General features: G+C 70.4%; 11 protein-coding genes. 4 read left to right on the plus strand and 7 right to left on the minus strand.

Features of this window, described 5'->3' with window-relative positions; translation table 11 throughout:
- Positions 1 to 69: 69 nt before the first annotated feature.
- From whiA to uvrC, 4 genes are read right to left on the minus strand one after another with little or no spacing between them, the layout of a single operon-like run.
- Entirely contained in the window at positions 70 to 1,059 is a 990-nt protein-coding gene (whiA, locus tag ACH5AF_RS14360; RefSeq protein ID WP_215181253.1) for a DNA-binding protein WhiA, read from the minus strand.
- Positions 1,050 to 2,084 (minus strand): uridine diphosphate-N-acetylglucosamine-binding protein YvcK, encoded by a 1,035-nt coding sequence (gene yvcK / locus ACH5AF_RS14365; RefSeq protein ID WP_398901963.1) that lies wholly within the window; start codon positions 2,082 to 2,084, stop codon positions 1,050 to 1,052. Before yvcK ends, whiA begins: the two co-directional genes overlap by 10 nt.
- Positions 2,081 to 3,022 carry an RNase adapter RapZ gene (rapZ, locus tag ACH5AF_RS14370; protein WP_398901965.1) on the minus strand — a complete coding sequence of 314 codons (942 nt, stop codon included), beginning with the start codon at positions 3,020 to 3,022 and terminating at the stop codon, positions 2,081 to 2,083. The genes yvcK and rapZ overlap by 4 nt, the downstream gene beginning before the upstream one ends.
- Positions 3,019 to 5,031: an excinuclease ABC subunit UvrC gene (uvrC, locus tag ACH5AF_RS14375; RefSeq protein ID WP_398901966.1), complete on the minus strand. Its 2,013-nt coding sequence runs from the start codon at positions 5,029 to 5,031 to the stop codon at positions 3,019 to 3,021. The genes rapZ and uvrC overlap by 4 nt, the downstream gene beginning before the upstream one ends.
- A 496-nt stretch (positions 5,032 to 5,527) precedes the next feature.
- Between uvrC and ACH5AF_RS14380 the strand changes: the two genes are divergently transcribed.
- Positions 5,528 to 6,457: a hypothetical protein gene (locus tag ACH5AF_RS14380; protein WP_398901967.1), complete on the plus strand. Its 930-nt coding sequence runs from the start codon at positions 5,528 to 5,530 to the stop codon at positions 6,455 to 6,457.
- 47 nt (positions 6,458 to 6,504) lie between these two features.
- Here the strand turns inward: ACH5AF_RS14380 and ACH5AF_RS14385 are convergent, their stop codons facing one another.
- Complete coding sequence (locus ACH5AF_RS14385; protein WP_215181244.1) at positions 6,505 to 6,933, minus strand: Rieske (2Fe-2S) protein; 429 nt, start codon at positions 6,931 to 6,933, stop codon at positions 6,505 to 6,507.
- A gap of 139 nt (positions 6,934 to 7,072) precedes the next feature.
- Between ACH5AF_RS14385 and ACH5AF_RS14390 the strand changes: the two genes are divergently transcribed.
- The gene (locus ACH5AF_RS14390; protein ID WP_398901969.1) at positions 7,073 to 7,966 is read left to right on the plus strand and encodes a carbohydrate kinase; all 894 of its coding nucleotides are present in this window, start codon (positions 7,073 to 7,075) and stop codon (positions 7,964 to 7,966) included.
- A 129-nt stretch (positions 7,967 to 8,095) separates the two neighbouring features.
- Here ACH5AF_RS14390 and uvrA read toward each other — a convergent pair whose 3' ends face one another.
- Complete coding sequence (uvrA, locus tag ACH5AF_RS14395) at positions 8,096 to 11,035, minus strand: excinuclease ABC subunit UvrA (protein WP_398901970.1); 2,940 nt, start codon at positions 11,033 to 11,035, stop codon at positions 8,096 to 8,098.
- A gap of 196 nt (positions 11,036 to 11,231) precedes the next feature.
- Between uvrA and ACH5AF_RS14400 the strand changes: the two genes are divergently transcribed.
- Positions 11,232 to 11,915 (plus strand): maleylpyruvate isomerase family mycothiol-dependent enzyme, encoded by a 684-nt coding sequence (locus ACH5AF_RS14400; protein WP_398901972.1) that lies wholly within the window; start codon positions 11,232 to 11,234, stop codon positions 11,913 to 11,915.
- Positions 11,916 to 11,925: 10 nt separating this feature from the next.
- Complete coding sequence (locus tag ACH5AF_RS14405; RefSeq protein ID WP_398901974.1) at positions 11,926 to 12,582, plus strand: MBL fold metallo-hydrolase; 657 nt, start codon at positions 11,926 to 11,928, stop codon at positions 12,580 to 12,582.
- A 50-nt stretch (positions 12,583 to 12,632) separates the two neighbouring features.
- Here ACH5AF_RS14405 and ACH5AF_RS14410 read toward each other — a convergent pair whose 3' ends face one another.
- A complete protein-coding gene (locus ACH5AF_RS14410; RefSeq protein WP_398901975.1) occupies positions 12,633 to 13,622 on the minus strand; it encodes a TerC/Alx family metal homeostasis membrane protein in 990 nt (329 codons plus the stop codon).
- Positions 13,623 to 13,808 lie beyond the last annotated feature (186 nt).

The raw sequence follows: 13,808 nt of genomic DNA on the forward strand, positions 1-13,808 counted from the left end.
GGAAACGCCGCTGCCGACGCCCCAACGGGCGTCGGCAGCAAAGCTTTTGAGCTGCATGCCGGGGAGGGCTCAGCCGACGAGTCCCTCGGCCATCTCCTCGGTCAAATTGGACTCCGTACCCGGAATGCCCAGGTCCTGCGCCCGCTTGTCGGCCATCGCCAGCAGCCGCCGGATGCGCCCGGCGACCGCGTCCTTCGTCAGCGGTGGGTCGGCGAGCGCCCCCAGCTCCTCCAGGGACGCCTGCTTGTGCTCCATGCGCAGCCGGCCGGCGGCGGCGAGGTGCTCGGGCACCTCCTCGCCGAGGATCTCCAGGGCACGCTGCACGCGGGCCCCGGCAGCGACGGCGGCGCGGGCGGAGCGGCGCAGGTTGGCGTCGTCGAAGTTCGCCAGGCGGTTGGCGGTCGCCCGCACCTCGCGGCGCATCCGCCGCTCCTCCCAGGCCAGCACCGACTCATGCGCCCCGAGGCGGGTCAGCAGCGCGCCGATCGCGTCACCGTCCCGGACGACCACGCGGTCCACGCCGCGGACCTCGCGCGCCTTCGCGGCGATCGAGAGCCGGCGTGCGGCACCGACCAGAGCCAGGGCGGCCTCCGGGCCCGGGCAGGTGACCTCCAGCGACGAGGACCGGCCGGGCTCGGTCAGCGAGCCGTGGGCCAGGAACGCGCCACGCCAGGCGGCCTCGGCATCGCAGGTGGCGCCGGAGACGACCTGGGGCGGCAGGCCGCGGATCGGGCGGCCGCGGCCGTCGACGAGCCCGGTCTGCCGCGCCAGCTGGTCACCGCCCGCCACGACCCGCACGACGAAGCGGGAGCCGCGGCGCAGCCCGCCGGGGGCCATCACCATCAGCTCGGAGCTGTGGCCGAAGATCTCCAGGATGTCGCGCTTGAGGCGGCGCGCCGCGATCCCGGTGTCGAGCTCCGCCTCGATCACGATGCGGCCGCTGACCAGATGCAGACCGCCCGCGAACCGCAGGATCGACGAGACCTCCGCCTTTCTGCAGCAGGTCCGGGTGACGGGAAGCCGGGAGATCTCGTCCTTCACCGCTGCCGTCATCGCCATGGGCCGATCCTTCCATGCATCCGAAAAATACGGTCGTACGCGGCGGCCAACAGCTCCGGGTCGTGCTTCGGAACGCCGTCGGGCGAGGCCACGGGCGCCAGCTCGACCGCGGCGCCGAGCCGCTGCGCGGCGTCGTCGAGGGACTCGCGGTCGGGCACGGCGGCCTCGTCGGCCAGCACCACGTCCAGGGCGAGTTTAGGCGCGTGTCGTCCCAAAACCTCCAAATGACGCTGCGGAGAGAAGCCTTCTGTTTCGCCCGGCTGCGGCGCGAGGTTGAGGGAGAGGACCCGCCGTGCCTTGGTCTCGACCAGGGCATCCAGCAGCTCGGGCACCAGCAGGTGCGGTATGACCGAGGAGAACCAGGAGCCGGGTCCGAGAACCACCCAGTCGGCGTCCAGGACGGCCTCGACGGCCTCCGGGACGGCTGGCGGGTCGTTCGGCACGAGATGCACCGACTGCACCTCGCCCGGGGTGAGCGCGACGGTCGCCTGACCGCGCACCGTGGACAGCTCGTCCGGGCGCGCCGGATCGTGCCCGCGCACGAGCGCCTGGAGCTCCAGCGGCACGGCCGACATGGGCAGCACACGGCCGTGAGCGCCGAGCAGCCTGCCCACCAGGTCCAGGGCCTGCACATGGTCGCCGAACTGCTCCCACAGCGCCACGATCAGCAGATTGCCCACCGCGTGCTCGTGCAGTTCGCCCTGTGACTGGAAACGGTGCTGGATGACGCGGGCCCAGGTCTGGCCCCAGGCGTCGTCCCCGCACAGGGCCGCGAGTGCCTTGCGCAGGTCGCCCGGCGGCAGCACGCCGAGCTCCTCGCGGAGGCGGCCGCTGGAGCCGCCGTCGTCGGCGACCGTGACGACCGCGGTGAGGTCACCGGTGATGCGGCGCAGGGCCGCGAGCGACGCGGACAGCCCCATGCCGCCGCCGAGGGCGACGACCTTGGGCTGTGCGCCGCGCTTCCGTGTCGAGGGCGTGCGCGTGGACCTGCGCAGCCGACGCAGACGGAGAGTCCGTCCGGTCACTCGCGCCCCATGTCCCGGTGCACGACCACGGTCTCGACGCCGGCGGAGGACAGTCGTGCTGCCAGCTTCTCGGACGTGGCGACCGAGCGGTGCTTGCCGCCCGTGCAGCCCACGGCGATGGTCACGTACCGCTTGCCCTCGCGGCGGTAACCGGAGGCGATCAGCTGGAGCAGCTCGGTGTAGCGGTCCAGGAACTCCTTGGCACCGGGCTGGTTGAAGACGTAGTTCGACACCTCTTCGTTCAGGCCGGTGAAGGGGCGCAGCTCGGGGACCCAGTGCGGGTTCGGCAGGAAGCGCATGTCGACGACGAGGTCGGCGTCGACGGGCAGTCCGTACTTGAACCCGAACGACATCACGGTCGCCCGCAGCTCCGGCTCCTCGTCGCCGGCGAACTGGGCGTCCATCTTGGCCCGCAGCTCGTGCACGTTGAGGCTGGAGGTGTCGATCACCAGGTCCGCGTCGCCGCGCAGCTCGCGCAGCAGATCGCGCTCGGCCGCGATGCCGTCGACGATCCGGCCGTCACCCTGCAGCGGGTGCGGGCGGCGGACCGACTCGAAGCGGCGCACGAGGGCGTCGTCCGAGGACTCCAGGAAGACGATCCGGCGCGTGACCTGCTTGGCGTCGAGGTCGGCGAGGGATTCGCGGAGATTGTCGAAGAAGCGCCGGCCGCGCACGTCCACGACGACGGCGATGCGCGCGACATTGCCCTGCGACCGGGCGCCGAGCTCCACCATGGTGGGGATCAGCGCGGGCGGCAGGTTGTCCACCACGAACCAGCCGAGGTCCTCCAGGCACTTCGCCGCCGTACTGCGGCCGGCCCCGGACATGCCGGAGATGATCACCAGCTCCGGGATGGCCACGTCGCCGGCGGCGTCGGCAGGCTCGGCCGTATTGCCCGTACTCACGTCTGCTGCTCCGTCTCCGTCGTGCTCAGTCATGTCGCCCTGCCCCCGTCGTTCTCTTCAATGATCTCTCCTGTCGCCGTGTTCACGGCGGGTGCGGCCGGGGCCGCCTGGGCGAGAGCCACGACGACCGACTCGGCCGTCTTGCGGCCCATGCCCGGGACCTCACAGATCTGCTCGATTGTCGCCTGCCGCAGCCGCTTCACCGAGCCGAAATGCTTGATCAGAGCCTGTTTCCGCGTTTCCCCCAGGCCGGGGACGGCGTCCAGCGGGCTGATCCTGATGCGCTTCGTCCGCTTGGAGCGCTGGTAGCGGATGGCGAAGTCGTGAGCCGTGTCGCGGACCCGCTGCAGGAGGTACAGGCCCTCGCTGGAGCGGGGCAGCACGACCGGGTCGTCGTCATGCGGCAGCCAGACCTCTTCCAGGCGCTTGGCGAGGCCGCATACGGCGACGTCGTCGATGCCCAGCTCGTCCAGGGCGCGCTGGGCGGCGGCGACCTGGGGCCGACCGCCGTCGACGACGACGAGCTGCGGCGGATAGGCGAACTTCTTGGGGCGGCCGTCGTCCTCGGGGACCTGGGTCTCGGGGTCGTCGCCGCCGATCCACTCCCCCGTCCTGTCCTTCTCGGCGAGGTACCGCTTGAAGCGCCGGGTGATCACCTCGTGCATGGACCGGACGTCGTCCTGGCCCTCGCCGTGCCAGATCTGCGTGTCTCCGACACGACCCTTGATCTGGAAGCGGCGGTACTCGCTCTTGCGCGCCAGGCCGTCCTCGAAGACCACCATCGACGCCACCACGTCCTCGCCCTGGAGGTGGGAGATGTCGAAGCACTCGATGCGCAGCGGCGCCGAGTCGAGACCGAGGGCCTCGGCGATCTCCTCCAGGGCCCGCGAGCGGGTGGTCAGATCGCTGGCGCGCCTGGTCTTGTGGAGCGCGAGGGCCTGCAGGGCGTTGCGCTCGACGGTCTCCATCAGCGCCTTCTTGTCGCCGCGCTGCGGGATCCGCAGGGAGACGGCGGAACCGCGGCGGCCGCTCAGCCACTGGGTGACCGCGCCGTCGTCCTCGGGCAGCGCGGGGACGAGGACCTCCTTGGGGACGGCGTCGCCGCTCTCCTCGCCGTACAGCTGCTGGAGCGCGTGCTCGACCAGGCCGGCGGTGTCCACGTTCTCCACCTTGTCGGTGACCCAGCCGCGCTGGCCGCGCACCCGGCCGCCGCGGACGTGGAAGATCTGCACGGCGGCTTCCAGCTCGTCCTCGGCAAGAGCGATCAGGTCCGCGTCGGTGGCGTCGGCGAGCACCACCGCGTTCTTCTCCAGGGCGCGCTTGAGCGCCTCTATGTCGTCGCGAAGCCGGGCGGCCTTCTCGTACTCCATCTCCTCGGCGGCCGCCATCATCTGCTTCTCCAGGCGGCGGATGTAGGTGCCGGTGCGGCCGGCCATGAAGTCGCAGAACTCCTCGGCCAGTTCGCGGTGCTCCTCGGGGGTGACCCGGCCGACGCAGGGGGCGGAGCACTTGCCGATGTAGCCCAGCAGGCAGGGCCGGCCCTTCTGCACGTGGTTCTTGAACACGCCCGCCGAGCAGGTGCGGACGGGGAAGACGCGCAGCATCAGGTCGACGGTCTCGCGGATCGCCCACGCATGCGCGTACGGCCCGAAGTAGCGCACGCCCTTGCGCTTGGCGCCGCGCATCACCTGGACGCGGGGGAACTCCTCGTTCAGCGTGACCGCGAGATACGGGTAGCTCTTGTCGTCGCGGTACTTGACGTTGAACCGGGGGTCGTACTCCTTGATCCAGGAATACTCCAGCTGAAGCGCCTCCACCTCGGTGGAGACGACCGTCCACTCCACGGAGGCGGCGGTGGTGACCATGGAGCGGGTGCGCGGGTGGAGGCCCGCCAGGTCCTGGAAGTAGTTGGCAAGGCGCTGGCGCAGGCTTTTGGCCTTGCCGACGTAGATCACCCGGCGGTGCTCGTCGCGGAACCTGTAGACCCCCGGTGAGTCGGGGATCTGTCCCGGCTTGGGGCGGTAGCTGGAGGGGTCTGCCATGCCAACCACCCTACTTGCGGGCGGTGACAGCGTGGTCATCTCCGGACAGGGACATGATCAGTCCGACCGGGGTGCCGGCCGGGCGCGGGGGTGGAGGACGGCCTGCCGGGACACGCTGCTGGTGCGGGCTGCCTGTGCGGAGGGCTGGAGGCCGGTACGTGCTGCCGGCTGCGGAGACCGGCGCGGTACGGGCTGCTTGTGGAGGGCCGGAGGCCAGCCGTGGAGGCCGGGCACGGTCCCGGGAAGCCGGCCGTGGAGGCCGGGCACGGTCCCGGGAAGCCGGCCGTGGAGGCCGGATCTCGGCCTCCACCCCTGCATCCCTCCTTGTCGCGGGAAGATCAACACGCTTCAATGCGGGGTGACGCGGCGCTGTGATCGGTACGGCCCGGATGTGAAGACCTCCGTCCTTCCCCGCCCGGAATGCCGCCGCCCACCCCCAGCGGCGTCCCCCGCCACGTGATCGTCCACCGCACGCCATGAGCCCCCGGAGGAGTCCATGGGCCACACCCAGGCAGAGCTGGCACAGGCGCTGAACAGCGGCCCGTTCCACCTGGCCCTGCGCGCCGCCCTCGCGGTGCGCGGTCTGCCACTCCAGCGCGTCCAGCACCACCTCGCACACCGGGGGATCAAGGTCGGGGTGACCAGCCTCAGTTACTGGCAGCAGGGCGCGCGCCGCCCTCAGCGTCCCGAGTCGCTGCGGGCCGTGCGCGCTCTGGAGGAGGTGCTGGAGCTGCCCGCGCAGTCGCTGGTCCGGCTGCTCGGCCCCGGGACGGACAGCGCCCACACAGACGCCGACCGTCCCGGCGCGCGTTCCTACCGCTCGCTCGTGGAGACCTCCGGCACGGTGGAACGGCTCTTCGCCGGTCTCACGCCGCCTGCCGACGGCGGACTGCACACGGTCGGACACCAGGAGCGGGTGCGCATCAGCGCCGACCGGCGCCTCGCGGGGCGGGACTCGCACCACGTCGTACGCGCCCAGCGGGACGGCATCGACCGTTACCTGGCCGTACACCACGGCGATCCGGGCTGTGATCCGGCTCGCGTGCGGGTGAACGCGCTGGAGAACTGCCGTACGGGCCGCGTGCGGTGGGACACCGACTCCCGCGTGGTGGTCGCAGAGCTCCTCTTCGACACACGGCTGCGCGTCGGCGAGACATATGTCTTCGGCTACGGCTTCGTGGACGGCACCGGCGGCCGGAGCAGTGAGTACGTGCGCGGTTTCGGCCTCGCGGGCGGGCAGTACATGCTCCAGGTGCGGTTCGACGAGAGCGCGCTGCCGGTGCGCTGCCACCGGTTCGCCCGGGCGACGACGGGCGCACCGCGCGGCGCCCGTACGGATCTGACGCTCGGGCGCCATCGCACGGTGCATCTGGTGGAGCAGGGGGTGCGGCCGGGGATCCTCGGGATCGACTGGGACTGGGACTGACGGCCCGGGCTCACCGAGCTCACCGATTCAGGCGGTCTAGGCGTGGTCTAGGCGTCCGGGCCCGCGACGAGCCTGCCGCCCTCCGCCGTGATCGGGACCTCCGGAAGCGGCACGGTTGCCGGGCCCACGAGCGCCTTGCCGGTCGTCACGTCGAAGCGGCTGCCGTGGCAGGGGCAGTTGCCCTCCGTCCCCTCCAGCTTGTCGAGTACGCAGCCGGCGTGGGTGCACTGAGCGCTGAACGCCTTGTACTGCCCCTTCGCCGGGCAGTGCACGACCAGCCGCTGCTCGCGGTAGAGCTTCGCACCGCCGACGGGGACGGCGTCGGCGGCGCCGAGGTCGACGGGCGCGGTGGGCGTGGGGTTCTCCGCATGGCCGACCTTGGACTCGGTGGAGCAGGCGGCGACGCCCAGCCCCGCGGCCCCGGCGAGGGCGGCGCCCTTCAGGACGGTACGGCGGGCGGGCGGCTGGCCGGGCATGGGAACTCCACAGTTCAAGGGCGTCGGGTGCGTCCGAGGGCGCGTGCTGGTGACGGAAACGACGATACCGGCGCAGACCTGTGGTGCCCTGGGCGGGCTCCCTGGTCGGCGCACTGCGCCATGGGCTACGTTCTGGGCCGTGATCGTCATCGCCGGTGAGTCGCTGATCGACCTGGTCCCCCAGGGGGCCGGCACTCCCCTGCCCCCGCTGCTGCCGCGCCTCGGTGGCGGCCCCTACAACACGGCGGTGGCTCTCGGCCGGCTGGGCTCCCCGGTGGCGTTCTGCTCACGGGTGTCGACCGACGCCTTCGGCGAGGCATTGCTGGGCGGGCTGCGCGCGGCCGGTGTCGACGTCTCACTGGTGCAGCGCGGCCCCGAGCCGACGACGCTGGCGGTGGCCGCGATCGGCTCGGCCGGCTCGGCCGGGTACGGCTTCTACGCGGAGGGCAGTGCGGACCGCCTCTTCAGCCTTCCCGGCGCGCTTCCCGAGGAGGTGCGGGCGCTGGCGCTCGGCACGTGTTCGCTGGTGCTGGAGCCCGGCGCGAGCGCGTACGAGGCGCTGCTGCGGCGGGAGGCCGGCCGCGGGGTCTTCACCCTCCTCGACCCGAACATCCGGGCCGGTCTGATCCCCGACGCGGACGCCTATCGGGCGCGCTTCGCGGGCTGGCTGCCGTTCGTCACGCTGCTGAAGCTCTCGGAGGACGACGCCGACTGGCTGGGCGGCGTGCCCGAGGGCCCCCAGGCGGTGGTCCTGACGCGGGGCGGCGCGGGGCTGACGGTGCGGACCCGGTCCGGTGTCGACGTCTCGGTCCCGGCCGCGCCGGTGACGGTCGTGGACACGATCGGGGCGGGCGACACGGTGAACGCGGCGCTGCTGCACGTCCTCGCGACCCGGGACGCGCTCTCCCCCGCCGCGCTGTCGTCGCTGGACGCGGAGACCTGGACCGAGGTGCTGGCGTTCGCCGCGCGGGCGGCGGCCGTGACGTGCTCCCGTACAGGAGCGGAGCCGCCGTACGCGGCGGAGCTGGCCTGAGACCAGGCGCGGAGGCCGGGCACGCGGCGGAGCCGGCCTGAGACCAGGCTCGGAGTCCGCCGTACGCGGAGGAGAGGCGGAGGTTCGGAGTCCCCGGAACCGGGCCCGTACCCCGCCTTCCCCTGCCCGTCAGGCGCGGCGCGCCCGCGCCGTCGCCGTCTTCTTCGGCGCCGCCTTCCGTACCGGCTTCCGCGCCGCCGGTACGGACACCGCGTCGCTGATCCGCTCCGCGTCCAGGATGTCCCGCAGGAACTTGCCGGTGTGGCTCGCCGGGATGCCCGCGACCTGCTCCGGGGTGCCCTCGGCGACGACCAGTCCGCCGCCGCTGCCGCCCTCCGGGCCCATGTCGACGACCCAGTCGGCCGTCTTGACGACATCGAGGTTGTGCTCGATGACGATCACCGTGTTGCCCTTGTCGACCAGGTTGGACAGCACGCTGATCAGCTTGCTGATGTCCTCGAAGTGCAGACCGGTCGTCGGCTCGTCCAGCACGTAGACCGTCCGGCCGGTGGAACGCTTCTGGAGCTCGGAGGCCAGCTTCACCCGCTGGGCCTCACCGCCGGACAGCGTCGGCGCGGACTGGCCGAGCCGGACGTATCCCAGGCCGACCTCGTTGAGCGTGCGCAGGTGGCGCGAGATCGTGGGGACGGCCTCGAAGAACTCCAGCGCCTCCTCGATCGGCATGTCCAGCACCTCGGCGATGGACTTGCCCTTGTAGTGGACCTCCAGGGTCTCGCGGTTGTACCGCGCGCCGTGGCAGACCTCGCACGGGACGTACACGTCCGGGAGGAAGTTCATCTCGATCTTGATGGTGCCGTCGCCGGAGCAGTTCTCGCAGCGGCCGCCCTTGACGTTGAAGGAGAAACGGCCCGGCAGGTAGCCGCGGACCTTCGCCTCCATCGTCTCCGCGAAGAGCTTGCGGACGTGGTCGAAGACGCCGGTGTACGTCGCCGGGTTCGACCTCGGCGTGCGGCCGATGGGCGACTGGTCGACGTGCACGACCTTGTCGACGAGGTCGTCGCCGTCGACACGGGTGTGCCGGCCCGGCACCGACTTCGCGCCGTTCAGCTCACGAGCGAGGTGGGTGTAGAGGATGTCGTTGACCAGGGTCGACTTTCCGGAACCGGAGACACCGGTGACCGCGGTGAGCACACCGAGCGGGAAGGAGACGTCGATGTCCCGCAGGTTGTTCTCCCGGGCGCCGTGCACCGTGAGCCGGCGCGTCGGGTCCATCGGGCGGCGCAGCTCGGGCGTGGGGATGGACCGCTTGCCGGACAAATACTGCCCGGTCATGGACTCCTTGTTGCCCAGCAGTTCCTTGAGCGGGCCGGAGTGGACGACCTTGCCGCCGTGCTCACCCGCGCCGGGGCCGATGTCCACGACCCAGTCGGCGACCTTGATCGTGTCCTCGTCGTGCTCGACGACGATCAGGGTGTTGCCCATGTCCCGCAGGCGCACCAGCGTCTCGATCAGGCGGTGGTTGTCGCGCTGGTGAAGGCCGATGGACGGCTCGTCCAGCACGTACAGCACGCCGACCAGTCCGGAGCCGATCTGGGTGGCGAGCCGGATGCGCTGTGCCTCGCCGCCAGAGAGGGTGCCGGCGGCGCGGTTGAGGGAGAGGTAGTCCAGGCCGACGTCGACGAGGAAGCGGAGCCGCTCGTTGACCTCCTTGAGGACGCGCTCGGCGATCTTCTTGTCGCGGGCACTGAGCGTGAGGCGGCCCAGGAACTCGGCGCAGTCACTGATCGACATCGCGGAGACCTCGGCGATGGACTTCTCCATCACGGTGACCGCGAGGACGATCGGCTTGAGGCGGGTGCCCTCACAGGTCGGGCAGGGAACCTCGCGCATATAGCCCTCGAAGCGCTCCCTGCTGGAGTCGCTCTCAGCCTCGGAGTGCCTTCGCTTCACGAACTGGACGGCGCCTTCGAAGGCGGGTGTGGTGTACGCCCGCTCGCGCCCGTACCTGTTGCGGTAGCGGACCTCGACCTGGGTCTTGTGACCGAACAGCAGGGCTTTCTTGGCGCGCTGCGGCAGTCCGGCCCAGGGCATGTCGGTCGAGAAGCCGAGCGCCTGGGCGAGCCCGCCGATCAGGCGCCCGAAGTACTCCTTGGTGTGGCCGTGCGACCAGGGATGGATCGCGCCGTCGTCGAGGGACTTCTCCTCGTCGGGGACGATCAGCTCGGGATCGACCTCCATGCGCGTGCCGATGCCGGTGCAGTCGGGGCAGGCGCCGAACGGTGAGTTGAACGAGAAGGAACGGGGCTCCAGCTCCTCGAAGGACAGGTCGTCGTACGGGCAGTACAGATGCTCCGAGTACATCCGCTCGCGCTCGGGGTCGTCCTCGGGGAGATCGACGAAGTCGAGCACGACCATGCCGCCGGAGAGGCCGAGCGCGGTCTCGACGGAGTCGGTCAGCCGGCGCTTGGCGCTGTCCTTGACGGTGAGGCGGTCGACGACCACCTCGATGGTGTGCTTCTCCTGCTTCTTGAGCGTGGGCGGCTCGGCGAGCTGGATCGTCTTCCCGTCGACCCTGGCGCGGCTGTAGCCCTTGGTCTGGAGGTCGGAGAAGAGGTCGACGAACTCTCCCTTGCGCTCGCGCACCAGCGGCGAGAGCACCTGGAAGCGGCTGCCCTCGGGCAGCTCCAGCACCTTGTCGACGATGGCCTGCGGCGACTGGCGCGAGATGGGGCGGCCGCACTCGGGGCAGTGCGGCTTGCCGATGCGGGCGAACAGCAGACGGAGGTAGTCGTAGACCTCCGTGATGGTGCCCACCGTGGAGCGCGGATTGCGCGAGGTCGACTTCTGGTCGATCGAGACGGCCGGCGAAAGGCCCTCGATGAAGTCCACGTCCGGCTTGTCCATCTGGCCGAGGAACTGCCGGGCGTACGAGGAGAGGGACTCGACGTAGCGGCGCTGCCCCTCGGCGAAGATCGTGTCGAACGCGAGGGACGACTTCCCCGACCCCGAGAGCCCGGTGAAGACGATGAGGGAGTCACGAGGGAGGTCGAGCGAGACGTTCTTCAGATTGTGCTCGCGCGCGCCACGGACGATGAGACGGTCGGCCACGCCGGTCCGCACCTTTCTTGAGAGAAGCGGGGGCACGGCCCCCGTCCCAGACTGTGCCAAGCCTAGGGGGGCCGCCGGAAGGATGAATGCCTGACTTTCAAGGATGCCTCCACCGAGCGTATAGCACGCGCATTCGATTTACTGACGCCTGCCGATTCCTTCACCCGATCGAGTGCCGAGGGCTAGGGTCGGCCTCATGATCGATCCTCACAGCGACCTGCGCTCCGTGCGCGAGGCGACCGAGCGGCTCCTCACGGCGGTCGCCGCGTTGGACAACGCCGCCGTGGCGGGACCCTCACGACTGCCGGGCTGGACCCGCGGCCATGTGCTGGCCCACCTCTGTCGTAACGCCGACGCGCTCGTGAATGTTCTCGAGGGCCGTGCCATGTACGTCAGCGGCGAGGCGCGCGACGCCGACATCGAGCGGGACGCACCCCGCCCCCTCGCCGGACAGCTCGACGACCTGCGCACGAGCGCCGCGCGCTTCCAGGACGCCGGCTCCGCACCGGCCGACTGGGAGCGCACGGTCGAGCTGCGCAACGGCGTGAAGGACCGGGCGGCGCGGGTGCCGTTCCGCCGCCTCGTGGAGGTGGAGCTGCACCATGTCGATCTCGGCATCGGCTACGAACTGGAGGATCTGCCCAAGGACTTCACCGAGCGCGAGACCGAGTTCCTCGCCCAGCGGTTCACCGGGGCCGCGGGCGTCCCGCCGACCCGGATTGTCACCTCCGGCGGCGAGTGGCGCACGGGCGGTACCGAAGCCCCCGGGGTGACGGTCTCCGGTACCCCGGCGGACGTGCTGGGCTGGCTCGCGGGACGACGGGACGGCGCGGCACTTGAGACGGTGGGAGGCCCGCTTCCGGCGTTGCCCCCGCTATAGGCTGAGACACATGACATACAGCGGTGTGGTGAAGGTCGGCGGCCCTGCGGATGTGCACGAACTGACCGACCTGATGATCTCCAAGGTCGCGGTCGGCCCGATGGACAACAACGCCTATCTGCTGCGCTGCCGGGCCACGGGCGAGCAGTTGCTCATCGACGCCGCCGCCGAGCCGGACACCTTGCTGCGCCTGATCGGTGACGACTCGATCGCGTCGGTCGTCACCACGCACCGCCACGGCGACCACTGGCAGGCGCTCGCCGACGTGGTCGCGGCGACGGGCGCCCGCACCTACGCCGGCCGTGACGACGCCGAGGGCATCCCCGTCCCCACCGATGTGCCGGTGGAGGACGGGGACACGATCCGGGTCGGCCGCGTCGAACTGACCGTCCGTCACCTGATGGGCCACACCCCGGGCTCGATCGCCCTGGTCTACGACGACCCGCACGGGCATCCCCATGTGTTCACCGGGGACTGCCTCTTCCCCGGTGGTGTGGGCAACACCCATGACGATCCGAAGGCGTTCACGGACCTGCTGAACGGTGTCGAGGAGAAGCTCTTCGGTCAGCTGCCCGACGAGACGTGGGTCTACCCCGGCCACGGCAAGGACACGACGCTGGGCGACGAGCGGCCGAAGCTGCCGGAGTGGCGCGAACGCGGCTGGTAGCGCGAGGCCGGCCCGGAGCGCGCTCCGGGCCGGCCATCGGGCACGGGGCGTCAGACCTCGACGCCGGTCTTCTCGCCGGACTCGGCGGCTTCCCTCTCGGCCTGCCTCTTCGAAGCGATGAGGCTGGTGATCGTCGTGATGACCAGCACGCCGCAGATGACGGTCAGCGAGAACGGGATGGAGATCTCGGGGACATGCACCCCGCTCTCGTGCAGTGCGTGGAGCACCAGCTTCACGCCGATGAAGCCGAGGATCACCGACAGGCCGTAGCTGAGGTGGACCAGCTTCTTCAGCAGCCCCCCGATGAGGAAGTACAACTGGCGCAGACCCATCAGCGCGAAGGCATTGGCCGTGAAGACGATGTACGGGTCCTGGGTGAGGCCGAAGATCGCGGGGATGGAGTCCAGCGCGAAGAGCACATCGGTGGTGCCGATGGCGAGCATGACGACCATCAGCGGGGTCAGGACGCGCTTGCCGTTGTTCTGTATGAAGAGCTTGGTGCCGTGGTACCTGTCGGCGACACCGAACTTCTTCTCGACGGATTTGAGGAGCCTGTTCTCCTCGAACTCCTCATCCTCCTCGTCCGAGCGCGCCTCCTGGATGAGCTTCCAGGCGGTGTAGATGAGGAAGGCGCCGAAGATGTAGAACACCCACGAGAAGCTGGCGATGATCGCGGCGCCGGCGGCGATGAAGATCGCCCGGAGCACCAGCGCGATCAGCACACCGATCAGCAGTACCCGCTGCTGAAGGTGCGAGGGCACCGAGAACTTCGCCATGATCAGGACGAAGACGAAGAGGTTGTCGACGCTCAATGACTTTTCGGTGATGAAGCCCGCGAAGAACTCGCCGGAGGCCTGGCTCTCACCAACGACGAGCAGGCCGAGGCCGAAGAGCGCGGCCAGCACGATCCAGACGACGGTCCAGATACCGGCTTCCTTGATCGACACGTCATGGGGCTTGCGCCCGATGAAGAAGTCGATCGCGATCAGGGCGCTGAGACCGAGAATGGTCAGCACCCACAGGGTCAGGGAAACGTCCACTGTGCCTCCGGCTTCGTACGGCTACTGAATCAGCGTCGTCGCTGCCGGAGGTCTCCTCCACCCGCGCGGCGTCGTGCCGCACCACGGGCCGGCGCCCCGGGACCTTCTCTGTGGGTCCGTACTGACGAGCACGCCGCGAGTCGGGAGTACTCCCCTCCGCTCGAAGAAGAGTACAGGAAAGACCAA

Source organism: Streptomyces sp. NPDC018833 (assembly GCF_044390825.1).
Classification (GTDB): Bacteria; Actinomycetota; Actinomycetes; order Streptomycetales; family Streptomycetaceae; genus Streptomyces.